General features: G+C 38.1%; 20 protein-coding genes. 8 read left to right on the forward strand and 12 right to left on the reverse strand.

Annotated elements, in window-relative coordinates:
- The first annotated feature begins 84 nt into the window (after positions 1-84).
- Positions 85-828, forward strand: coding sequence for a CDP-alcohol phosphatidyltransferase family protein (locus KO513_RS06200; RefSeq protein WP_215441805.1), 744 nt, complete (start codon positions 85-87; stop codon positions 826-828).
- A gap of 2 nt (positions 829-830) precedes the next feature.
- Here KO513_RS06200 and lptB read toward each other — a convergent pair whose 3' ends face one another.
- The 3 genes from lptB to KO513_RS06215 all read right to left on the reverse strand — a co-directional run bounded on the left by lptB (position 831) and on the right by KO513_RS06215 (position 3,483).
- Positions 831-1,571 carry an LPS export ABC transporter ATP-binding protein gene (lptB, locus tag KO513_RS06205; RefSeq protein WP_194524294.1) on the reverse strand — a complete coding sequence of 247 codons (741 nt, stop codon included), beginning with the start codon at positions 1,569-1,571 and terminating at the stop codon, positions 831-833.
- Between the two features lie 92 nt (positions 1,572-1,663).
- The gene (gene tatC / locus KO513_RS06210) at positions 1,664-2,518 is read right to left on the reverse strand and encodes a twin-arginine translocase subunit TatC (protein WP_215441806.1); all 855 of its coding nucleotides are present in this window, start codon (positions 2,516-2,518) and stop codon (positions 1,664-1,666) included.
- A complete protein-coding gene (locus KO513_RS06215) occupies positions 2,518-3,483 on the reverse strand; it encodes a KpsF/GutQ family sugar-phosphate isomerase (protein WP_215912710.1) in 966 nt (321 codons plus the stop codon). Before KO513_RS06215 ends, tatC begins: the two co-directional genes overlap by 1 nt.
- Positions 3,484-3,739: 256 nt before the next feature.
- Here KO513_RS06215 and recQ point away from each other — a divergent pair, with 256 nt between their 5' ends.
- Positions 3,740-5,950 (forward strand): DNA helicase RecQ, encoded by a 2,211-nt coding sequence (gene recQ / locus KO513_RS06220; protein WP_215912711.1) that lies wholly within the window; start codon positions 3,740-3,742, stop codon positions 5,948-5,950.
- A gap of 80 nt (positions 5,951-6,030) precedes the next feature.
- Here the strand turns inward: recQ and KO513_RS06225 are convergent, their stop codons facing one another.
- From KO513_RS06225 to KO513_RS06255, 7 genes are all read right to left on the reverse strand, one after another.
- Positions 6,031-7,083: a S66 peptidase family protein gene (locus KO513_RS06225; protein ID WP_215912712.1), complete on the reverse strand. Its 1,053-nt coding sequence runs from the start codon at positions 7,081-7,083 to the stop codon at positions 6,031-6,033.
- Between the two features lie 89 nt (positions 7,084-7,172).
- Positions 7,173-8,504: a carboxypeptidase-like regulatory domain-containing protein gene (locus KO513_RS06230; RefSeq protein WP_252735695.1), complete on the reverse strand. Its 1,332-nt coding sequence runs from the start codon at positions 8,502-8,504 to the stop codon at positions 7,173-7,175.
- A gap of 192 nt (positions 8,505-8,696) precedes the next feature.
- A complete protein-coding gene (gene rluF / locus KO513_RS06235; RefSeq protein ID WP_215912713.1) occupies positions 8,697-9,428 on the reverse strand; it encodes a 23S rRNA pseudouridine(2604) synthase RluF in 732 nt (243 codons plus the stop codon).
- A gap of 89 nt (positions 9,429-9,517) precedes the next feature.
- Positions 9,518-10,741, reverse strand: a complete 1,224-nt coding sequence (locus KO513_RS06240; RefSeq protein WP_215912714.1) for a DUF3999 family protein — start codon at positions 10,739-10,741, stop codon at positions 9,518-9,520.
- Entirely contained in the window at positions 10,725-13,088 is a 2,364-nt protein-coding gene (locus tag KO513_RS06245; RefSeq protein ID WP_215912715.1) for a DUF2339 domain-containing protein, read from the reverse strand. The genes KO513_RS06240 and KO513_RS06245 overlap by 17 nt, the downstream gene beginning before the upstream one ends.
- 160 nt (positions 13,089-13,248) lie before the next feature.
- Positions 13,249-14,391 carry a serine hydrolase gene (locus tag KO513_RS06250; protein ID WP_215912716.1) on the reverse strand — a complete coding sequence of 381 codons (1,143 nt, stop codon included), beginning with the start codon at positions 14,389-14,391 and terminating at the stop codon, positions 13,249-13,251.
- 37 nt (positions 14,392-14,428) lie between these two features.
- Positions 14,429-14,680: a hypothetical protein gene (locus KO513_RS06255; RefSeq protein WP_215912717.1), complete on the reverse strand. Its 252-nt coding sequence runs from the start codon at positions 14,678-14,680 to the stop codon at positions 14,429-14,431.
- Between the two features lie 265 nt (positions 14,681-14,945).
- On the opposite strand from KO513_RS06255, the gene KO513_RS06260 reads away from it, so the two are divergent.
- From KO513_RS06260 to KO513_RS06285, 6 genes are all read left to right on the forward strand, one after another.
- The gene (locus KO513_RS06260) at positions 14,946-15,836 is read left to right on the forward strand and encodes a peptidyl-prolyl cis-trans isomerase (RefSeq protein ID WP_215912718.1); all 891 of its coding nucleotides are present in this window, start codon (positions 14,946-14,948) and stop codon (positions 15,834-15,836) included.
- Positions 15,787-17,277 carry a peptidylprolyl isomerase gene (locus tag KO513_RS06265; protein ID WP_215912719.1) on the forward strand — a complete coding sequence of 497 codons (1,491 nt, stop codon included), beginning with the start codon at positions 15,787-15,789 and terminating at the stop codon, positions 17,275-17,277. Before KO513_RS06260 ends, KO513_RS06265 begins: the two co-directional genes overlap by 50 nt.
- A gap of 4 nt (positions 17,278-17,281) precedes the next feature.
- On the forward strand, positions 17,282-18,235 hold the full coding sequence (locus KO513_RS06270) for an AAA family ATPase (RefSeq protein WP_215912720.1): 954 nt from the start codon (positions 17,282-17,284) through the stop codon (positions 18,233-18,235).
- A gap of 184 nt (positions 18,236-18,419) precedes the next feature.
- Complete coding sequence (locus tag KO513_RS06275) at positions 18,420-20,693, forward strand: aconitate hydratase (protein WP_215912721.1); 2,274 nt, start codon at positions 18,420-18,422, stop codon at positions 20,691-20,693.
- 77 nt (positions 20,694-20,770) lie between these two features.
- Positions 20,771-21,328 carry a TlpA family protein disulfide reductase gene (locus KO513_RS06280; RefSeq protein ID WP_215912722.1) on the forward strand — a complete coding sequence of 186 codons (558 nt, stop codon included), beginning with the start codon at positions 20,771-20,773 and terminating at the stop codon, positions 21,326-21,328.
- Positions 21,329-21,417: 89 nt separating this feature from the next.
- Positions 21,418-21,882 carry a TlpA family protein disulfide reductase gene (locus tag KO513_RS06285; RefSeq protein ID WP_215912723.1) on the forward strand — a complete coding sequence of 155 codons (465 nt, stop codon included), beginning with the start codon at positions 21,418-21,420 and terminating at the stop codon, positions 21,880-21,882.
- A 4-nt stretch (positions 21,883-21,886) separates the two neighbouring features.
- Here KO513_RS06285 and KO513_RS06290 read toward each other — a convergent pair whose 3' ends face one another.
- Positions 21,887-22,342 carry a sterol desaturase family protein gene (locus tag KO513_RS06290; RefSeq protein WP_215912724.1) on the reverse strand — a complete coding sequence of 152 codons (456 nt, stop codon included), beginning with the start codon at positions 22,340-22,342 and terminating at the stop codon, positions 21,887-21,889.
- Positions 22,343-23,182, reverse strand: a complete 840-nt coding sequence (locus KO513_RS06295) for a phytoene/squalene synthase family protein (protein WP_215441822.1) — start codon at positions 23,180-23,182, stop codon at positions 22,343-22,345. It abuts the gene before it with no gap.
- Positions 23,183-23,191 lie beyond the last annotated feature (9 nt).

Raw genomic sequence — 23,191 nt, forward strand, 5'->3', positions numbered from 1 at the left:
TTGTTGCGCAAATATCCGAATAAATTATGGTCTGACCTGATTGATGTTAAATTGTGTTATTTTTACCGCAAATCAAATGATTTCATGAAAAAATATATTCCTAATTTCATTACGCTGTTGAACGTTTTTTGTGGATGTGTCGCTGCCGTCTTTGCAGTGTCAAACCAGCTTGAAATGGCGGCTCTATTTGTTTTTTTAGGAATCTTCTTTGATTTTTTTGATGGCCTGGCAGCAAGGGTTTTGAATGTGCAAAGTGAACTGGGTGTGCAGCTAGATTCTTTGGCCGATATGATAACGAGTGGTCTTGTTCCCGGAATTGTTATGTTCCAATTGCTTAAAATGGCCATGAGCGGCGGTTGGTACAGTGGTGATGGTGCCTCTTTTTCTTTTCTTTATTTAACGGATTTTGTTCCGTTGATCGGTTTTCTTATTACCCTAGGCTCCGCTTATAGATTGGCAAAGTTTAATATTGACGAGAATCAGGTTTCGTCTTTCGTTGGATTGCCAACGCCAGCCAATGCCTTATTAATCCTTTCTTTGGCTTTAATATTGCAATATCATGAAAACGAAGCGTTAAGCGAATTCATACTTAATCCTTGGTTTTTAATCTTTATAACCTTCTTAAGCACGTATTTGTTGAATGCTAATATTGAACTATTCGCCCTTAAATTCAAAACTTGGAGTTTTAAGGACAATGCAGTGCGTTACATTTTTCTAATTGTGAGTGTGGCGCTTCTCATAGCCTTAAGGGTCTTGGCCGTGCCGCTTATAATCGTTTTCTATGTGGCTGCCTCATTGGTATCCAACTTATCGGCAAAGAAAAACTAATGCTAGAAATCCAACTTCTTTTTACGAAGTTCAAAGTTCTGGCCTAAGTAAACTTTACGTACCATTTCATCTGCGGCCAAATCTTCTGGAATCCCCGATTTTAAGATACCGCCTTCAAACATTAGATACGATCTTTCTGTAATGGCCAAAGTTTCCTGTACGTTATGATCGGTAATAAGAATGCCAATATTTTTGTCTTTTAACTGGGCTACAATACGTTGAATATCTTCAACCGCTACAGGATCTACACCGGCAAAAGGTTCATCCAGCAGAATAAATTTTGGGTCGGTGGCCAGGGCTCGAGCTATTTCGGTACGTCTACGTTCACCACCGGAAAGTAAATCGCCTCGGCTTTTGCGAATATGGCCCAAACTAAATTCTTCAATAAGCGACTCCATTTTCATTAGTTGCTCCTTTTTGCTGAGTTTGGTAAGTTGTAGTACGCTAAGAATATTCTTTTCAATACTTAACTTCCTAAAAACAGATGCCTCTTGCGCTAAGTACCCTATTCCATTCTGGGCTCTTTTATACATAGGAAAGTTGGTAATGTCCGTGCCATCTAGATATATGTTGCCGCCATTTGGCTTAACGAGACCTACGATCATGTAGAAAGAGGTGGTTTTTCCTGCCCCGTTAGGACCAAGCAGACCAATGATTTCTCCTTGGTTTACTTCCAAAGAAATACCCTTTACAACTTTCCGGCCACGGTAGGCCTTCATTATATTTTCAGCTCTTAATTTCATCTTAGAGGTTTCGTGTTTTTTGGGTCCTGAGACCAAAATTAATGGCCATCAAAAAAATAAAGAAACGGGAAACTTTTTAAATAGCCTTACGTTTACCTTTTCTTTAACCCTTTTTCCTTTGCTTTTCTCTCTCTCTTAGCCTCGTTTTTCAACACTATTTTTGAAATGTAAATACTCACTTGGTATAATACAAGGACTGGTACGGCTACAATAATCTGACTAGCCACATCGGGAGGGGTAATTACTGCAGAAAGAATCAATACCACAACTAGGGCTATCTTTCTGTATTTTTTCATTATTTCAGGGGTAACCAAGCCTACTTTGGTCAGGAAGTAGATAATAATGGGCAGTTCAAAAAGAACCCCACAGGCTATTACCGCGGATCTTACTGTGCTAATATAGGAGTCAAGGTCAAATTCGTTTAGGACAATCTCGCTAACCTGGTATGTGCCCAAGAAGTTTATGGATAAGGGGGCTACCACATAATACCCAAAAAGTACGCCCATAAAAAAGAGAAAGGAGGCAATTAAAATAAAGCCTCTTGAATGTTTTCTTTCGTTAGGGTGAAGCCCTGGGCTAATAAACTTCCAAAGCTCATAAAGAACGTATGGGAAACCAACTATAAAACCTACCCAGATTGCCGTCCAAATATCTGCGGAGAACTGCCCGCCCATAGTACGGCTTTGTATGGTAAATGGGAGTTTTTCAGCACAGAATGCGGAATCAAACCCTAATGAAGTGGCTATATCACAGAAGAACCTGTAAGTTGGGAAATCCATTTTTGAAGGCCCAAAAATAATAGTGTCAAAGATGAAACGACTCATAACGAACGCCACTGAAGCCAATATTACTACGGCAAGGACCGATCGTATTAAATGCCATCTTAGTTCTTCTAAGTGGTCTAAAAACGACATTTCGTCTGGGGACTTCGTATTTTGCTTTGCCATTATAATATACCTTCGTTGATCAAGTTGTGCAAATGTACAACACCCATATATTTTTTACCCTCTACACCCAATAATTGTGAGATGCCTTTTTCTTGCATGAGCTCTAAGGCTTCAATTGCTAAAACATCTACCGGAATGGTCTTGGGGTTTTTACTCATTATATCTTTTGCGGTGAGTCCACTAATATTATCGTACTTGTTCAGCATGCGTCTAATATCTCCATCTGTTACAATGCCAACTAGGTCATCGCCATCAGTAACAGCGGTAACGCCCAACATCTTTTCAGAAATTTCTACTATAACCTTTTTGACCTCGGCATTAACGTCTACTTGAGGTTTTTGATTGGCTCCAACAATGTCCGTAACCCTAAGGTACAAACGTTTGCCTAACGAGCCTCCAGGGTGGTATTTTGCGAAATCCTTACTGCTGAACCCTTTCAATTTCAGTAGGCAAATAGCAAGCGCATCTCCTATGACAAGTTGGGCAGTAGTACTCGTGGTAGGTGCTAAATTGTTTGGGCAGGCTTCTTTTTCTACATAGGTGTTCAGAACAAAGTGCGCTTCTTTTGCCAAATAAGACTCGGTATTACCGGTCATGGCAATTAATTTGTTGGTTCCTCTTTTGATAAGCGGAACCAACATTTTTATTTCTGGAGTGTTACCACTATTGGAGATGCATATGACCACATCATCTTCTTGAATGGTTCCTAGGTCTCCATGAATGGCATCACCTGCATGCATGAAAATGGCGGGTGTACCGGTAGAATTTAAGGTGGCTGTAATTTTAGAGGCAATTATGGCGCTTTTGCCGATCCCGGAAACAATAACTCTTCCTTTGGACTCAAGAATGCAATTAACCGCATCCGAGAAATCTTCGTTAAGTAAAGTGCTTAAATGGAGGATGGAAGCACTTTCGGTTTCTATCGTTTTTTTGGCTACGGCAAGAATAGATTTGCTATTGTTCAAACTATGAAAAGGGTTAAGATTCTATTGTTTTTATGTGCTTATAATCGACAAATACGCTCGTTTTGAATAAAACTATCCTAAAACCGGAATAGTTTCTAAAACTTTGTTTTATATTTAAGATTACAAAATTACATAATCTTGACGTATAGCTAATTTAATACCCTTAAATATATTTTGACTAAATTAGAGTCCCCCGCAACGAAAAGTATGATATTTCAGCAATTAAGATACAATTACCTAAAGTTTTTTACGAGATATGGCAAAAGATAATAATGTTTTGAAAAAAACTGAATTGCATGCCTCGTTAAAAAAATATTTCGGTTTTTCTGAGTTTAAAGGTCTACAGGAAGGTGTTGTAACCAGTCTTTTGGAAGGAAACAACACGTTTGCGATTATGCCTACAGGTGGCGGTAAGTCACTATGTTTTCAGCTTCCGGCTTTAATGAAGGAAGGAACGGCTATTGTGGTTTCTCCTTTAATCGCTTTAATGAAAAATCAGGTAGACGCTATTAGAGGTATTTCTTCGGAACACGGTATAGCCCATGTACTCAATTCCTCTTTGACAAAAACGGAGGTACGGCAGGTAAAACAGGATATTACGAACGGTGTAACAAAACTACTTTATGTTGCTCCGGAATCTTTAACAAAAGAGGAATATATAGAATTTCTTCAATCTGTAAACTTATCATTTGTTGCGGTAGATGAGGCGCATTGTATTTCTGAATGGGGCCATGATTTTAGACCGGAATACAGAAATTTAAGGACTATAGTAAATAGATTGGATGACGGTATTCCTATAATAGCGCTTACGGCAACAGCTACTCCAAAAGTTCAAGAAGATATTATTAAGAATCTAGGTATAACGGACGCCACTACGTTTAAAGCTTCGTTCAATAGACCCAATCTTTTCTACGAGGTACGGCCAAAAACCGCCAATGTAGATTCGGATATTATCCGTTTTGTAAAGAAAAATACAGGAAAGTCAGGCATTATCTATTGTTTGAGTAGAAAGCGCGTAGAGGAGTTAGCTCAGGTGCTTCAGGTAAACGGGGTTAGTGCTGTTCCTTATCATGCCGGTTTTGATGCAAAGACTCGGTCAAAATATCAAGATATGTTCTTGATGGAGGATGTAGATGTTGTAGTTGCTACCATTGCTTTTGGAATGGGTATAGATAAACCGGATGTACGTTTTGTAATTCACCATGACATACCTAAAAGTATTGAAAGTTACTATCAGGAAACGGGTAGGGCAGGTAGAGATGACGGTGAGGGGCATTGTCTGGCTTTTTACTCATACAAGGATATAGAGAAACTTGAAAAATTCATGTCCAATAAGCCTGTTGCAGAACAGGAAATTGGTAATGCTCTTTTGCAAGAAGTTGTCGCATATGCAGAAACCTCTATGTCGCGCAGAAAATTCATGCTCCATTATTTTGGGGAAGAATTTGATGAAATTAATGGGGATGGGGCCGATATGGATGATAATACCAGAAACCCAAAAGAAAAACAAGAGGCGAAAGAAGATGTTGTTAAACTTATTAAGGTGGTAAAGGCTACCCATGAAAAGTTTAAATCCAAAGAAATCGTACGTACTCTTTTAGGAAAGGTGAACGCTTTGATAACATCGCACAAGACCGATGAAAAGGAAGAGTTTGGTATTGGTTCCGATAAAGATAAAGAGTACTGGATGGCACTTATACGCCAGACCTTAGTTGCCGGTCTCCTTAAAAAGGAAATTGAACAATACGGAATTTTACATGTAACGGAGAAGGGAAAAGCGTATTTAAAGTCTCCTGAGTCCTTTATGATGACCGTAGACCATACGTATACGCAAGAAGGGAACGACGCCATTGTAAGTGCGGCAAAAGCAGGTGTTTCAGATGAAAAACTGCTAAAACAGTTAAAGGATTTGCGTAAAAGTCAGGCAGATAAGCTTGGTGTTCCTCCATTTGTGGTGTTTCAAGATCCATCCTTAGAGGATATGGCCATGAAATATCCTATTTCCCTAGAAGAACTTACCACCATTTACGGTGTGGGAGAAGGGAAAGCTAAAAAGTACGGAAAACCGTTTGTTTCGTTCATTGCTAGTTATGTTGAGGAAAACGAAATCATACGACCAGACGATTTGGTGGTAAAAAGTACTGGAGCAAATTCTGCTCTTAAGTTGTACATTATCCAGAATGTAGACCGAAAACTTCCATTAAGTGATATTGCATCGGCAAAGGGAATTGAGATTCCTCAACTTATTAAAGAGATGGAACAGATTGTCTTTAGCGGAACAAAATTGAATCTTGATTATTGGATCGATGAGGTGTTGGACGAAGACCAGCAAGAAGAAATTCACGATTACTTCTTGGAGGCCGAAACCGATGACTTGGAAGAAGCTATGAAAGAATTTGATGGTGACTACGAAGACGAAGAACTACGCTTATACCGGTTGAAATTTATTAGTGAAGTAGCTAATTAACTATATACATAAGCTTTATAAGAACAAGGCAGACTAGAAAGCTACATGGTATTTCTTGTCTGCCTTATTTTTTTGTGGAATTACAAAACGGCCTTTTCCAAAAGTTGAAATTTCATTGTTGTAGCATTCATAGCAGCTTTGGTTCCAATTGGAAATGTAAAGTTGTTTTCTACGTGACCAAAACTCATGCCGTACATCGCCGGAATCCCTAGTGGTTTGATTCGGTCCATGATGACTTCTTTTAAGGAAAATGAAATTGGATTGGTAGACTCGTTGCAACCGGCGCAAACGCCAAATAGAATACCTGCCGCTTTATTGAATGTCTTGCCTTCTATCAACTGAGTGAGCATTCGGTCTATACGGTAAGGAGCCTCTTCTACATCTTCAATACAGACTATGGCATCTGTAAAGTCTATTTCATCTGCAGTGCCAATTAAGGCATTAATAAGGGTTAAGCTTCCGCCAACAACTTTTCCTGTGGCACTGCCTTCCGTAATAGTATAACGCTCAAACTCCGGATTGGTGGTTAATTCAGGTTTTAGAAGTTTTATATTCTCTATTTCTAATTTTTCTTTGGGAAACATGACAACGTTTTCTAGTTGACGAATGCTGTACGGGTCGTTTAACGTAGAGCCCACGGGCCCATGAAATGTAACTAGTTCCGTTTTTTGGTGAATACCGTTAAGCAATGCGGTAATATCACTAAAACCAATAAAGGTTTTGGGGTTCCTTACGATATTTTCATAATCTATCATTTTCATGATACGGGTACAGCCATAACCACCTCTTGCACACAAGATGCCATTAATTTTGGGGTTGGAGAACATTTCGTTTAGGTCCGTTGCTCGCTCCTCATCTGTATTGCTCAAATAGCCGTGATTACCTAAAACACGGTTAGTGTGGTAGGGTTTGAAACCCATAGACCTTAAGGTCTTTTTTGCTTCTTCCAGTACTGAAGAATGAATGGCGTAACCGGGAGCTATTAAACCAATGGTATCTCCTTTTTTTAGTCTTTTAGGTTTTATTAAAACAGGTTCTTGAGAAGAAATGGGGTTAGCTCTGCTTAAATTTGGTAGTAATGCCGCTGCTGAGGCACTTACTACTGTACCTATAAATTGTCTTCTATTGGCCATATGCTCGGGTTTGATGGTATGAATTTAAACAGAATCATAAAAAAAATCGGCCATTTGGCCGATTTTATAAATAAAGTTTTGCTTAGCTTTTAAGGTGTTGAGGTACCACCATCTGCATTGGCTCTTCGTAATTGCCGTTGTATTTTTTTTATGGCGGACTCAATAGATTTTTCAGGTTCTATGATATTGTATTGGCCCCAAAAGTCAGGATCCGCAAACCCAATGGCCTCATCGCTTAAAATAATGGATGTTTTGATTCTATCCTTGGCTTTGGGAAATTCGGTGACCAAATTTTTCTTCCAGTCGGTAACGGCCATTTCACACGTCATACTGTAAACCGAATTAAAGAGGCGTTTGTCCCAATTGATTTTAAATTCTAACAGAACATTGCTGTAACTATAGTACCATTTTCCATTTTTTTCACGATAATCTACCCGATAGGCAACATCTGTGGGCCATACCTGTGCGTTTCTCGGCTTTCTGCGAACGAATAACTTTGCCGCCAAATCTTTATCCGTAATATTAAGACTGTATATGGCACTGGTAAGAATCTTGTTCTCTGCATCAATATAAAGTTTGCCTTTGTACAGAGGGTCTATGACCTGTGTACTCTGTTCAAAATTGATGACATATACTAGTTTGTCATTTACCCGCGTAGAATGGTCAAATTTAAATACATAATGGTCTAGTGTTTCCTGAGAGAAAATATATTCAGGATATTTCATGATGTCAACAAAAAGTGCATTAAAAGGGCCGCCTTGTAGCTTAAGGGCCACAGTGTCCAATTTGTCGTAGTCCGTACTTTTTCTAGCCTTGTATAGCTTTACACCATCTTTTTTAAAGGAGTTGTAGGGTGTTTTGTAAATATTTACCACAGCCTCAGAAAGGGAGACATTTTTTCTGCGTTTTTTTATAGTTTCCCTATAGAAAGCGGTCATTAACGTAGGGTCATCAAAATAATTTTCGCCTTTCTTTTTAAGTACTTCGCGTACCAGCTCTTCTGCATTTTTGGGAACCGCAATATTAACTTCGGGTAGTTCCGTAACCGAAGTATTCATTATAATTCTATTCTTCTCTTTGTTGAGCTGAGTTAAAGGTATGGTCTTGGTACTGTAACCTAAGAAAGAAACTATAACATTTGCATTGGAAACATCCTTGGGGATTTTTAAAGAGAATTCTCCTTCTGTATTGGTTATAGTGCTAATATTGGATTCCTCTATGGCCAGCGAAGCAAACACCAAGGGTTTTTTTGTTTTGGAATCAATGACTTCTCCTTTGTAAAGGTTATATTCTATTTCTTGCTCCGTGTTGTCCTGAAAGAAAGCCGAAGCCTTGTGGGGACCGATTACCATGCTCAGGAGCATGGTTAACAGTACCGCAACTGCAAGTTTTTGAGTGTTCTTTTTCTGTTTTGGTATCATGACGTTATGTTTTGAGGGCGTATTCTTTTTTCATTCTCTCTAAGTTAATGATTTTTAGTCAAATACATGTTCTAAAATCAACTTAAATTATAGTGTAGGTTTAGTCTCCAGCGAGTAACATAAATTACAGGTTTCAGCCCTATAACATAAAAACGTCTATGGAACGGACCGCTTGAAAAAAGAGGAACTTATCTAGAAGTGCGTTTTTGACGAAGAGGATACGAGTCTGTTTATTTCTTCCAATTCCGTATCTGTAAGGTGTCTCCATTTGCCGACTGGAACATCTAATTTTACGTTCATGATACGTATTCGTTTCAGCCTCTGGACGTTGTAGTCCAAATACTCGCACATACGTCTAATTTGTCTGTTCAGACCTTGGGTAAGTATAATCTTGAATTCATATTTGCCAATCTGCTCTACCTTGCATTTTCGTGTTACGGTATCTAAAATAGGCACGCCATTTTGCATTCGCTCTATAAAATCAGAAGTAATGGCCCGGTCTACGGTTACCAGATATTCTTTTTCATGATGGTTTCGGGCACGAAGAATTTTGTTTACAATGTCTCCATCGTTGGTCAAAAAGATAAGACCTTCACTAGGTTTATCCAATCTGCCAATAGGAAAAATACGTTTAGGATAATTAATATAGTCAATTATATTATCCTTTTCAACTCTAGTATCTGTAGTGCAGACAATACCAATAGGTTTGTTAAAGGCAATATAAACGGGTTTCTCCTGGGGTTCCGAAATTAATTTGCCATCTACTCTCACCTCGTCTCCTTCGGTAATTTTTGTGCCAATTTCCGGTACTTTTCCGTTAATGGTGACCCTGCCTTGGTCTATGAGTTTATCCGCTGCACGACGCGAGCAATAGCCAACTTCACTTAGGTATTTGTTAATTCGGGTCTGTTTGGGTTCTTGCACGCTTTTCTCTTTTAGAAATGCAAATTTACAGGATTCTAAAATGGTATGCTAACAAGTTTTTTTTGATGCGAAGTTTATACGGGTTCTTTTTAACGCTTCGCCATCATCCGTAAGGTAAACCAACCTAAAACCACTATTATGGTTCCCATAATTAACCATAACCATAGTTTGTTTTCAAAAAGAGGACTTTTTGAAGCTTGTTTTGGCTTTTTGATTTTATGGATATCCCCTAAGTTTAAAGTAGGTGCATGCGGTGGAATGGAATGTGTTATCTGCTGAATATCATATTTGGGGCTATGCGCATTTTTGTTGCCGTAGACCAAGTAATAATCCGCCTCGGTAGAAAAACGGGCCAATAATGTATGTGCATACCCTTTTGCGATTGCGGATTCTATCTCCAATGCTTCATTATCGTTGTTCTGAATGGTGATTCTTAGCTTTTCCGCTAGCGTACTGGCAAATTTAAAACCTGTGGTATCTACAGATGCTAGAGTTCCGTTAAACAAGTTTCTGTAAGTATATTTTATGCCTTTCTCGGTTTGAATACTATCGGATATATATTGAAGTTTCACAGAACGGTAGTAATCTATTTTGTCCGCTACTTTTAGTTTTAGAAAACTAATGGGCAATCTTTGGTTCAAATCTATATCTATGATGGTCTCCTTACCTTTTTGGTCTATATTCATAAAAGTAATAGGGTAGGTGTTGTATAAAGCATCTACGGAACCGTCCAAACTTATTATGGCCTTTTGTAGTTTGGGGTTTTCATCACTTTTGACCAATAGCCGATAATATTTGTACTTGGATTCGGGAAAAGTCAAGGTACTGTATGTATAACTGGTCTGGTTGTTTTGGATGGATAAAATACGATAATCATCCAAGATTTTAAACCACTCGTTTTGGGTTTGACTTCCTTCTAGAACAATATGCCAGTTAAAATTGGTTTCTTTAAATTTTAAATCAATTTTATTGATAGCCTCCGTAGTAGGAACTTCATAGGTAAAGTAATACCCAATTTTGGTAGACGCCGTATTAAGCGGTTTAAAGGCGATTTCTTTTTTGTTGTTTTTTTCGGAAGTAACCTTTAGCATATAGGGAGCTTCTATGGTGTCCGTCTCGGTAACGCCATAAATACGAATATCGGAAAGGTCATCTTTGGTGTTGTGAAATACGTGATTGGGTAAAGCAATTGTTTGCCATTCTTTTGAAATACCGTTTAGTTCTTGTTGGTATTCATACGTAGAAAGCTGCCCGAAAGCCATAGTACAAGACCACAATCCAAAGAAAAAAAGAATTTTATTTTTCAGGTTCATCCGAAATAACATTTTTGTATTTATTGTAGAGAAATGAGATGATTAGTAACAGTACACCTAACGAAACAAAAACAATGGTCTTAGAGATGGTATTAAGTGATGCTATGTCATAGAGAAACAATTTGGCCAATGTAACGCCAAATAGAGAAATGGCGCCAATGCGCAGGTACTTTCGCTGCTTATTGATTCCAAGTGCAATAAGGAACAGTGCATATACGCCCCAGAGAATACTTAAAGCTAATTTGTAGGATTGGTCGGAGCCAGCAAGGTCCATCCAATTTAACAGTTCGCTACTAAGGATCCAAAGGATTGAAATATGAGTTATTATTTCAAATGGTATTTTTAGATTGATATTCATAAAAGTACGTTTAGAGAGTTTTATGAGGGCAATCCATAAAAGCGCAAAAAATGCAAATGATATATAACGTAGGGCAATGTTCATTACACCAATTTCGTAATATTCAGAAAGTGCACGTTCTATATAGCTTTCGCGTAGTTCACTTAGTAAATACAATCCTGCAGTTAGAAAAAATAGACTAGCGGCTACACCCGTAATCAAAGTGCTTAGGCCCAATATTCTATTTTTAATTTTTTTGATGTTCACAAAGGCAAGGATGCTTAGGAATAAAAAAGTGTAATTAAAAAGCCAAATACTACTAAAGTCGTCTAAGTCATAATTGTACTCACTGTAACTATACGTATCATCTGGTTTTAGTTCTATTTCCGATGCTGCAAACATGGAGTTCCAATACTGTTCTATTTCTAGAAAAAGGGACATATAAGAAACGAACAATAAAATAATTGGTATAACAAATGACATGACCAATGGTAGCTTGGAAGCAGGTTTTTCATTTGGTGTAATTCTGTGTTTTTGATTTATCCAATTAATGAAACCAAAAGCAACAAGAAATAGCATTGAGGTTAAAAAGTAGCTATTGAAAATAGGGGTTATATCCGTTTTTGAAAAGTAATTGCTATAGCCAGCGCCCCAATCTTCGGTAAGACTAAGAAGAGCCAAAAACATAAGCGGGTAGGAGAGGTACTCATAAAACGAAACCTTCTTGGTCCGGCCAATATAGAATAACAATGCGGCCTGTAATGTCCATAACAAGGTAACCCAATTACCATCTAATTGAACGGGTATGGCAATTGTAATGAATACAAGAACAAGCCCCGCAACTAAATGAAAGAGGTTACGGTCTGCCAGTTTTTTCTTGAAGAGTATGGCACTTACTATAAAGTGTACAAGAGCGTTTGTTAATGTAAAAACTCCAAGGAGGTCCTTACCGGTTTCGTGGTTGGATAAAAGACTATATCCCAGACCATAGAAAATAAATGAATTTAAGAGCAGTAATACAATATCGCTCTTTAGGAATTTTTCTTTTTTAATTACTTTATACGCTAAAAACGTAGCATAAAATATAGCGAAGAAAACGGTTAAATATATGAATGCCATTGAAAAATGATCTTCTGTTGTGTAGGAGAAAATCATCCATGAGCTATAAATAAGATAGGTAAATGAAAAGGCGGAATAGAAAAGAAGCTTCCAATATTTTTTTAAGGAAATGACCAGAATTCCTATGTTAATGCAGGCCATATAGGCGAATAACGTAGCGGCGCTTCCAGAATCGTTACTGAGTAAAAATGGTACGGCATAAGCGCCAACGAGTCCAATATGGGCAATAACTTGTTTGTTATAATTTAGGGCCGCAACAACCCCAAAAATGGTAAAAATAAGCATTAAAGCAAACGCCATTAATTGCGGAAACAAGCCATAAAAATTGTAAGCGGCAAAGGTTATGAAATAAAGAATGGTCAAGGCGCCGCTTACTAGTACGGCACTATAATTTTCATATTTGGCCTTTAACTTTATTCCAAAGCCTATAAGACCTAATCCTGCTAAATAGCCTAGTATGATTCGGGTAAGCGGACTTATTAATTCATTTTCTATGGAATATTTAGCGCCAATGGCTACACCAATTACGGTTATAGCAATACCAATTTTATTGATGAGGTTTTCTCCTATAAACTTCTCAAGATTGGATTTGCCTTTTGGCTTTTTTATTTTTTTTGGAACCTCTGGACGGGCAATAGGAGGTTCAATAACGGGTTCAGCCGTTTCCTGAATTATTTGTTGTTCAGTATTTGTAGGTTCTGGAACCGCGCTAGCTTCCTGGACGGGTTCGGGAATTACTTGTTCTGTGGCCAGTTGGTCAGGACGCAGTTTTTTTAGGTCTTCAATTTCTTGGTAAAGTGCCATCAGTTCCTTGGCAAAACCCTCTTGTTTACTTAAAAGTAGTTCAAGTTTTTGGTTTAACTGATCAATTCGGTCTTGGTGATTGGACATGTTGTGGTTCCTTTTTGTTGTCCCAATAGAAAATATAAAGCAACAGGACTAACCTATATAACGGAAGATGAAATGATTTATTGATAGGAAGCTAAGATATAAGAGGATATGAGTCCTAATTTAGAACCGGGAAACGACTACCTGGATACCGGGTAGCGATTTACTGCTTTCTGTTCAGTTCAAAACTATAAAGTTGCCTACCTAGCTCGGCTAGAAACGGAATGCCAATAGCATCATATTCATAAGTATTGTCGTTAAAGACCCCATTTGAATTGACCAATACGGTGGCGGTAATCATAAATTCCACATTGTTAATAGTATCCTTAATGTAAGCGCAGTCGGTTAAAGTGCCATAAGCAAAACCCACCTTGTTGTAGATTTCAATGTGGTCCGGAATGTTTTCTTTGGTATCTCCATACATGAAAAACTTACAATATCCATCATAGAAGTCCGTGGCGTTGTAACCCGCATTTCTTGGCACGGTGCGCATAGCGGTCATTAAGAAGTGGTGTTGTTTGTCGCTCAAATTAAAACGTTCGTTCTTGTCAAATTTTTCGGGAAAAATGATTCGCTTTAAAAGAGAACTTTGAGCTTCAATGGGGTAATAATTCTTTAAGCTGAAATCAAATGGTTCAACCATAAGGGAATCGTCTTCGTAAAAACCTGTTCCCTTTTTTATATGATTTATTTCTAGAGCTTTGGGAAATGTGTTAATGGTGGAGGGCAGCATATACGTAGTGCTGTCGTTCTCATAAACAATTAATGGTTTTGTGGCGGTATTTTCTTCTCCATTGCCCAGTCTTTGCCATATACGAACAGGAGAAACACCTTTTCTTTTAAGAATTGCATTAATAGAATCCTGCCCTAAAAATTCAATCAACCTGTTATTTGCATCGTTATCGCTTACTGCGAATATTTGTGAGATAGCTTCTGAAAAAGTCGTTTCCACAGAATCGCCTTCAACGTAAAAACGCGTATCAAAATCAAGAGAATCCATTTGGTTCAATTGCTCAAGGGCCACTACTGCCGTTGGGAATTTTACAGTGCTGGCAGGGTAGAAGTAGTTATTTGAATCTACTTGAAAATCAAAATCATCAAAGTAAACTTGGTTCCCTTTTCTATTGATTTGAGTATACCGTATCTGAACTTCATGCTCGTTTAGGTGGTCCATTACTCGCCGTATTTTTGGAGAGTCGGAGTTTAGTATTGCCATTAGCGGGTCTCCTACTTTTTCTTCCTTTTTGGATGCACAGGAAAAAAGGAGTACGAGACTTAGGGTTATAAAGGCAAGCTTATTGTACATGAGCTTCAATACATTTTATAATACTTGGTGTTACGACCTAGTTCTGGGCCGGTTCAACATACACTTCTCCTCTATGGGGTTTAAGGGCATCTCTAACGGATATCATTTCGGTCTCATCTACCACCATAAAGGCTATACTGTGCATTTCGTTAAAATCCTGGGAACCACTAATATTAAGATTGGTTTTTTCTAGGGCAATAAACTCCTTTAAATGAATAACATGATGTTCTGCAGTTTTTTGTGCGGCTGGACCTCTAAAATCCCATATCAATTTTATTTTTCTACTCATAAAATTTGTATTCTATCTACTGTGGATGATTAACCGGAATCCTCAATTTAAGTTTTTCACTATAATTCGGGACTAATTTTTTAAACTAATTAAAGCTACGAAAGGGTAAAAGTAATATGGTTGCAACTAACAATAGTCTTTCATTCAAGTAAATTTATATAAACAAAGTGAAATGTGTAGGTATAGGATTACAACTGAAATTAAAAAGTCTGTTAAGAGCCTAGTGGTCTATTGCCTACCGTAACGGAATTGCTATTTTTGCCCCATGAGATTAAAAATAACACCATTGCGCTATCTGGTTCGTTGTTGGGCCGTTATGGCAACTTTATCCCTTTTAGTGGGCTGCGGTTCTTTTTTGGCGAAAGACGAACCTGGATATTTAGCACGTGTTGGTGAAAACTATTTATATCGCGAAGATGTGGCCAAATTGTTGGCCAAAGGTATTTCTAAGGAAGATAGTGCTTCGTTCGTAACCAACTATATTAACAATTGGGCTTCTAAACAGTTGTTGCTGGAAAAGGCAAAAATTAACCTTCCCGAAGAGAAACTAGCGGCATACGATGTTCTGGTTTCGGATTACCGTACGGATTTGTATACCAGAGCGTATAAAGAAGCATTGGTGCAACAAGATGGAGATACTGTAATAAGCGCTTCTCAATTGAACGGATTCTATGAGCGGGAGAAGGAAAATTTCAAATTGAAGGAAAAAATTGTGAAACTTAGGTTTGTAGAGTTACCTACTCAATTTTTGAATAAGGACGATGTGATAAGTAAACTAAAACGTTTTAAAAAGGACGATATTAGTTATTTGGATTCTATTGGGGTACAGTTCAAGAAATTAAACTTTAACGATTCTATATGGGTAAGTGCCACTAGAATTATTGAGGAAATACCACCACTTACCTTTGAAAATGCCGATAAACACCTAAAAAAATCACAATTTTTTGAGTTGGAGGATGCAAACGGGGTATATTTGGCAAAGGTTACCGATGTTCTAGATGTTAATGACGTCGCTCCACTATCTTTTATTGAACCTACCATTAAGCAGGTTTTGCTAAGTAGAAGAAAACTCGATTATTTACGAAAACTGGAAACAGAAATTATAGATGAGGCTATTAAAGAAAAAGAATTTGAAGTTTACGAGCAAGGTGAATAAGTATATTGCCATTTTGGGTTGCTTCTTGATCGCGGGAAGTGCTATTGCTCAAGAAACTGAAGAAGTTACCGAAAGTCAAGAAGAAGTTACAGAACCAGCTATGGATGCTGAGGCTAGTGCGGAAATGGATTCGGTTAAGCCTACAAACTTCAAAAAAATTAAGCTAGATGGTATTTCTGCAGTTGTAGGGGACTATGTTATCTTAGAATCGGATATAGAAAAAACCCTTATTGATTTAAAAAGCCAAGGAGTTTCAACTGCGGATGTTACCCGTTGCGGACTTTTAGGTAAATTAATGGAAGACCGTTTATATGCCCACCAGGCCGTGCAGGATAGTCTTTTGGTTTCGGATGATGAAATTGCGGCTACTACCGATCGTCAGATTCAGTCTTTCGTGCAACAGACAGGCTCTATGGAGAAACTGTTGAAGTTCTACAAAAAAGAAGATGAGGCCAGTTTACGTGAGGATATCAATAAAATTAATAAACTGAGAATGCTTTCCGAAAAGATGCAATCCAGTATTGTTGAGAAAATTGAAATTACACCAGAAGAGGTTCGTCAGTTTTTTAATAAAATTCCGGAAGATGAACGTCCTGTTTTTGGTGCGGAAATGGAAATAGCACAAATCGTGAAATCTCCAAAACCTACAGAAAAGGAAGTTCAGGATGTCTTGGATAAACTTAACGAGATTAAGGCAGATGTAGAGGATAACGATGCAAGCTTTAGCGTAAAGGCTATTTTATATTCGCAAGATCCAGGTTCAAAGTCAAAAGGTGGTTTTTATAGTATAACCAAGGATACAGGGTTTGATAAGACGTTTAAGGATGTAGCTTTTAGTTTGGCGGAAGGCGAGGTTTCTGAACCTTTTGAGACTCAATTTGGATATCATATTATTTATATTGAGAAAATTAGAGGTCAAGAATTGGACTTGCGTCATATTTTGGTGCAACCTAAAATATCTCAAACCGCTTTGGATGAGGTAAAGCAGGAGTTAGATACTATTCGTAAGCATATTATGGAAGGTAAATATACCTTTGCTCAGGCAGCCCTTAATTTTTCGGATGAAAAAGAAACGAAGTTTGATGGTGGTCTTTTAAGAAACCCTACCAATTTTGATTCTAGGTTTGAGTTAACAAAAATGGATCCAACATTGTACAACCAAGTACGGAACCTTAAGGATGATGAAATTTCATATCCTTTATTGGAGGAAGATCCAAGAGGTGGCGGTCCTAAATATAAAATCTTAAAGGTTACCAACCGTTATGATGAGCATGTAGCCGATTTTTCTAAGGATTACATTAAGATCCAACAGTTGGCTAAAACTGAAAAGCAGTACAAAGCCATTAAAAAATGGATGGACGAGCATATAGAGGATACCTATATTAGCGTAAACGAAGACAACAGAGACTGCGATTTTGCCAATAACTGGGTAAAGGAATAAATGCATGTCAGACGTTCAGGCAATCAACAATCTTGTAGAAAAACATCAGGCGCTTAAAAAGGAAATTGCCAAGGTCATTGTAGGCCAAGATGTGGTAATAGACCAAATTCTTTTGAGTATTTATACCGGTGGACACTCTTTGTTGATCGGGGTGCCCGGATTGGCAAAAACGTTAATGGTGAATACCATAGCCCAGACATTGGGGTTGGATTTTAAACGTATTCAATTTACTCCTGATTTAATGCCAAGTGATATTCTTGGTAGTGAGGTCTTGGACCAAAACAGAAACTTTAAGTTTATAAAGGGGCCAATCTTCGCAAATATTATTTTGGCGGATGAGATTAACAGAACACCTCCAAAGACGCAAGCAGCCCTATTGGAAGCCATGCAGGAACGTTCCGTAACCATTGCAGGTCAGCAGCATAAATTAGAGCTTCCTTATTTTGTGCTGGCCACCCAAAACCCTATTGAACAGGAAGGTACATACCCGCTTCCAGAAGCGCAGTTAGACCGTTTCATGTTCGCTATTGAGTTAAAGTACCCTTCCGTTGAGGAAGAAATAGAGGTTGTTAAAAGTACTACTTCGGACCGGTCAGTAAATATCAAGGCATTATTTAACACACGGGAAATAATTGATGTGCAGCAATTGGTGCGTCGTATACCCGTTCCGGACAATGTGGTGGAGTATGCCGTTAAATTGGTGAATTCAACCCGTCCAAATTTGGATACGGCAAGTGATTATGTTAAGCAATATATAGATTGGGGAGCAGGACCAAGAGCTTCGCAGAATCTTGTTTTAGCAGCAAAAGCTCATGCGGCTGTTAACGGTAAGTTTTCACCGGATGCCGAAGATGTCCAAGCTGTAGCCACCGGTATTTTAAGACATAGACTTATTAAAAACTACAAAGCAGAGGCCGAGGGTATTTCCGAAGAAACCATTATTGGTAAATTACTCTAGTTAAAAATTAACATATCTGCTGTAAATTTGCAGGTTTTCTGCCTTTAATGCCTTCGTTAGTGTAACCGAAAGGCAATCTACTGATCAATTTCTAAAAAAGGTGTGAATCCTAAGGTAAAAGTTTTATTTACGCTTCTTATTTTCTTAATTTTACGGGATTACAATAACTTAAACAAATTAGATAATGGCATTTGATATTGATATGATCAAAGGGGTGTACGCCAATATGGCCGAACGTGTTGAAAAAGCGCGTGAAATTGTCGGCAAACCGCTTACCCTTTCAGAGAAAATTTTATATTCCCATTTATGGGACGGTAACCCTAGCAAAGCATTTACAAGGGGAAAAGACTATGTGGATTTTGCTCCAGATCGTATCGCTTGTCAAGATGCTACTGCGCAGATGGCCCTTTTGCAATTTATGCAGGCCGGAAAGCCAAAGGTAGCAGTACCAACTACAGTACACTGTGATCACCTTATACAGGCTAAAAACGGTGCTACGGCAGATTTAAAATCTGCAAATACAACCAGTGCCGAGGTATTTGATTTCTTGGAGTCTGTTTCCAATAAATATGGAATCGGTTTCTGGAAACCAGGTGCAGGTATTATTCACCAAGTTGTTTTGGAAAACTACGCATTTCCAGGTGGAATGATGATTGGTACGGATTCGCATACGGTTAACGCAGGTGGTCTAGGTATGGTAGCTATTGGTGTTGGTGGTGCAGATGCTGTTGATGTAATGGCAGGTATGGCCTGGGAACTTAAGTTTCCAAAATTGATCGGAGTAAAATTAACAGGTAACATTTCTGGTTGGACAGCTCCAAAGGATGTTATCTTAAAAGTAGCCGAAATACTTACCGTTAAAGGAGGTACCGGTGCTATTGTAGAATACTTTGGAGAAGGGGCCAAGAACCTTTCTTGTACTGGTAAAGGTACTATCTGTAACATGGGGGCTGAAATAGGGGCTACAACTTCTACTTTTGGATATGATGAGTCTATGGAGCGTTATTTACGCGCTACGGATAGAGCGGATGTTGCCGATGCAGCAAATGCGGTTAAGGAACATTTAACTGCCGATGCAGAGGTTTATGCAAATCCAGAACAATATTTTGATGAGGTTATAGAAATCAACTTATCGGAATTAACACCATTGTTGAATGGACCTTTTACTCCGGATTTATCTACAGGAGTAGGAACCGATATGACTAAAAAAGCAACTGAAAACGATTGGCCACTTCAAGTAGAGTGGGGATTGATCGGTTCATGTACCAACTCTTCCTATGAAGATTTATCAAGAGCTTCTTCAATTGCACAGCAAGCCTTGGATAAAGGAATAAAAATGAAGTCGGAATTAGGTATTAACCCTGGTTCTGAGCAAGTTCGTTATACTGCTGATAGAGACGGTATCTTACAGGTTTTTGAAAAATTGGATGCTAAAATCTTTACAAATGCTTGTGGACCATGTATCGGTCAATGGGCAAGATATAACGATCCAAAAAATGCACCTAAAAACAGTATAGTTCATTCGTTTAACCGAAACTTTGCTAAGCGTGCAGATGGTAATCCAAATACGCATGCCTTTGTTGCATCACCTGAAATTACGGCTGCAATAGCTATTTCCGGTCGTTTGGATTTTAACCCTATCACGGATACTTTGATCAATGAAAATGGTGAGGAAGTTAAATTTGACGAGCCAACAGGATGGGAGTTGCCACCAAAAGGATTTGCTGTTGAGGATGCAGGATTCTTAGCGCCAGATGAAGATGGTTCCGGTGTAGAGGTTATTGTTGCTCCGGATTCTGAAAGATTACAGTTATTAGAACCTTTTACACCAATTAAGGACGAAAGCCTTATGGGTGCTAAGCTTTTAATCAAAGCATTCGGAAAGTGTACAACGGATCATATTTCTATGGCAGGACCATGGTTACGTTTCCGTGGACATTTAGATAATATTTCCAATAACTGTTTAATAGGCGCTGTAAATGCATTTGGCCATAAAACAAATATGGTTAAAAACCAGTTAACAGGAGAATACGGAGGTGTTCCCGATACAGCACGAGCTTATAAAGCGGCAGGAGTTAGATCGGTGGTAGTAGGTGACCACAACTACGGTGAAGGTTCTTCTCGTGAGCATGCGGCTATGGAGCCAAGACATTTAGGTGTTGCAGCTGTAATCGTAAAATCTTTTGCGCGTATCCACGAAACAAACCTTAAAAAACAAGGTATGTTAGGATTGACTTTTGCCAACGAGGCAGATTACGATCTAGTACAGGAAGATGATACATTCAACTTTATAGATATTGCCGAGTTTGCACCGGACAAGCAATTAACTTTAGAGTTGGTACATGCAGATGGTAGCAAAGATGTAATCAAATTGAACCATACGTACAATCAACCTCAAATAGATTGGTACAGAGAAGGTTCTGCATTGAACGTTATCAAAAAGGAAAATGCAGCCTAATTCCTATTGAAATAGTATATTAAAACTCCCGTTAATTAACGGGAGTTTTTTAGTTTTATAACTATCCAACATTTTTTATGAAAAGAAAAACTTTCTTTACACTCATTATCATGGTCTTTGTGCTTTCTTTCTTTGTTACACCTGTGGGATATTGGGGAAAGGTTTGGCTTATGCGCTTGTTTGCTTCTCCCCCCGAAATTATAGCTGTAGATGATAGGAAAAAAATAGATGGGTACGATTGGAAACTTAAGGATGCCAACTGGGATTTCTTTAACCTGAATGAATCCAAAGGAAAGGTTTTGTTTATTCATTTCTGGGCTTCCTGGAATACGCCAAGTGCAGCAGAACTAAACGGTATTCAAACATTATATGATGCTTACTCGGATGGAGTTGATTTTTATATCGTTACAAATGAAGAACGTGAGCCGGTAGAAGAGTTCATGGCTAAGAATAAATATACATTTCCTGTAACCTACAGAATTGTGGGAGAGGGGGCTCCTTTTGAGATACCAAAGATACAAGGGACCTATATCATTGATGATAATGGAGAAATTATAGTTAACTCTCAGGAAACTCATGATTGGGATAGCGCTACAGTAACCCAACTATTAGATTCAATAACGGATAAATCTTGAAGATATCGTTCAAATATATATTTCTTGGGCTACTCCTTATAATTATTTGTGTCCTATTTACGCCTATAGGGCCTAAACTTAGAGCTTATGTGGGAAGAATTGTTTCATATAGTTCAGTAAAACTGAAAGCCGAAAAGACGATTCCTGAAAGTACATATAGTTGGGAAGTAAAAGACTTGGATGGAAAGGCATACCTTTTCCAAAACACTAAAGGGAAAATCGTTTTCATTAATCTTTGGGCCACATGGTGTAAGCCATGTTTAGAAGAATTGCCCAGTATTCAAGCTTTATATGAAGATTACCAAGATAAGGTAGACTTTTTGCTCGTTAGTAAAGAAGAGTCTAAGAGGGTCAATACATTTGTTTCCAAGAAATCTTATCAACTGCCTTTCTATTTGGCTGAAGGTCAGATACCTCAAATATTTAAATCTGCGACCTTACCAACAACCTATATTATAAATAAGCAGGGTAAAGTGGTTAGAGCGGAAAACGGTACAGTTAATTGGAATAGCGAAGAAATTAGACAGTTTCTTGATCAACTTTTAATGGAGTAGCAGATTATGACCTGTTCTTGAAATACTTAAAGGGAACGATTAGCATACCAAAACATTCCCCATCTTTTTTACCTAAGTGTTTATGATGCATTTTGTGAGCTCTGCGTACACCCTTGGCATACCAGTGGTTCGCATTTCTAAATAGTTTAAACCGTTGGTGAATAAAAATGTCGTGGACTAGAAAATAAGCTATGCCATAAACCAATATACCAAAGCCTAAGGGCCAACCGTACCAAAAAGATGTCTCTGCACCTAAGTAAAAGAGTACGATGCTTACGATGGCGTAAAAAACAAAAAAAGCATCATTTCTTTCAAACCATGAATCGTGGTCTTTTTTATGATGATCGCGGTGTAAATTCCAAAGAAAGCCATGCATAATATATTTATGGGTAAACCATGCCATAAATTCCATAAAGGAAAATGTGCCAACAAATAGGAGTATCCAAATAATCACTTTCATTTAAACCAAGTTCAATTTATAATTCACGTACGATTTGGCCAATACACCAAACTTCTCGTAGTTGGGAACACGAATACGCACTTTTCTAATCTCCAAAGAGGGTGTACGCTGTAGTTTTTTCAGTAATCTATAATAATACTTATAGGCTGTGTAGACGCCAAATTTGGCTTCATTAGGTAACTGAAGAATACCTGAGTAGGCCAGTTCAAAATCTGCTTTAATTTCATTTACGATTCTTGTTTTTGATTCTTCGTCCAACATAGCTAAATCCGTATTTGGAAAATAGCTTCGGTTTAAATCTTCAAAATCGCTTTTTAAATCTCTGAGAAAGTTCACCTTTTGAAAAGCGGAACCTAATGCCATAGCTGTCTCCTTTAGATTGTTGTATTTCTCCATATCGCCTTTTACAAAGACCTTTAAACACATGAGTCCCACTACATCTGCAGAGCCATAAATATACGCTTTGTACTCCTCATCTGTCCTATAGACATTCTTGTAGAGATCCATTCGCATACTCTTCATAAATGCTGCAACCAGTTCGTAAGGCAAGTCATATTTGTGATAGGTATGCTGAAATGAGTTGAGAATAGGATTAAGGCTTATTTTTTGTTCCAAAGCATCCTTTAGGCTTGCCTCAAACTGATTAAAAAGTTTTTCCTTGTTGTATTGATCAAACGTATCAACAATTTCGTCCGCAAAACGCACAAAGCCATATATGTTATAAATATCCGCTCTAATGGTAGGGGATAACATTTTGGTAGCCAATGTGAACGAGGTGCTGTAGGACTCTGTCACAATCTGACTACACTGGTAAGAAACTTTATCAAATAGGGCTTTCATAGTATTGGC

The organism is Zobellia sp. B3R18 (genome assembly GCF_018860715.1).
GTDB lineage: Bacteria > Bacteroidota > Bacteroidia > Flavobacteriales > Flavobacteriaceae > Zobellia > Zobellia russellii.

What these genes read in the sequence shown, in the direction of transcription:
- KO513_RS06240 (WP_215912714.1), bottom strand. Translation starts at nt 10,741, where the DNA reads ATGAACCTGAAAAATAAAATTCTTTTTTTCTTTGGATTGTGGTCTTGT.
- KO513_RS06230 (WP_252735695.1), bottom strand. Translation starts at nt 8,504, where the DNA reads ATGATACCAAAACAGAAAAAGAACACTCAAAAACTTGCAGTTGCGGTA.
- KO513_RS06245 (WP_215912715.1), bottom strand. Translation starts at nt 13,088, where the DNA reads ATGTCCAATCACCAAGACCGAATTGATCAGTTAAACCAAAAACTTGAA.
- KO513_RS06275 (WP_215912721.1), top strand. Translation starts at nt 18,420, where the DNA reads ATGGCATTTGATATTGATATGATCAAAGGGGTGTACGCCAATATGGCC.
- KO513_RS06295 (WP_215441822.1), bottom strand. Translation starts at nt 23,182, where the DNA reads ATGAAAGCCCTATTTGATAAAGTTTCTTACCAGTGTAGTCAGATTGTG.
- KO513_RS06260 (WP_215912718.1), top strand. Translation starts at nt 14,946, where the DNA reads ATGAGATTAAAAATAACACCATTGCGCTATCTGGTTCGTTGTTGGGCC.
- KO513_RS06265 (WP_215912719.1), top strand. Translation starts at nt 15,787, where the DNA reads ATGAGGCTATTAAAGAAAAAGAATTTGAAGTTTACGAGCAAGGTGAAT.
- lptB (WP_194524294.1), bottom strand. Translation starts at nt 1,571, where the DNA reads ATGAAATTAAGAGCTGAAAATATAATGAAGGCCTACCGTGGCCGGAAA.
- tatC (WP_215441806.1), bottom strand. Translation starts at nt 2,518, where the DNA reads ATGGCAAAGCAAAATACGAAGTCCCCAGACGAAATGTCGTTTTTAGAC.
- KO513_RS06280 (WP_215912722.1), top strand. Translation starts at nt 20,771, where the DNA reads ATGAAAAGAAAAACTTTCTTTACACTCATTATCATGGTCTTTGTGCTT.
- KO513_RS06290 (WP_215912724.1), bottom strand. Translation starts at nt 22,342, where the DNA reads ATGAAAGTGATTATTTGGATACTCCTATTTGTTGGCACATTTTCCTTT.
- KO513_RS06200 (WP_215441805.1), top strand. Translation starts at nt 85, where the DNA reads ATGAAAAAATATATTCCTAATTTCATTACGCTGTTGAACGTTTTTTGT.
- KO513_RS06270 (WP_215912720.1), top strand. Translation starts at nt 17,282, where the DNA reads ATGTCAGACGTTCAGGCAATCAACAATCTTGTAGAAAAACATCAGGCG.
- KO513_RS06255 (WP_215912717.1), bottom strand. Translation starts at nt 14,680, where the DNA reads ATGAGTAGAAAAATAAAATTGATATGGGATTTTAGAGGTCCAGCCGCA.
- KO513_RS06225 (WP_215912712.1), bottom strand. Translation starts at nt 7,083, where the DNA reads ATGGCCAATAGAAGACAATTTATAGGTACAGTAGTAAGTGCCTCAGCA.
- recQ (WP_215912711.1), top strand. Translation starts at nt 3,740, where the DNA reads ATGGCAAAAGATAATAATGTTTTGAAAAAAACTGAATTGCATGCCTCG.
- KO513_RS06250 (WP_215912716.1), bottom strand. Translation starts at nt 14,391, where the DNA reads ATGTACAATAAGCTTGCCTTTATAACCCTAAGTCTCGTACTCCTTTTT.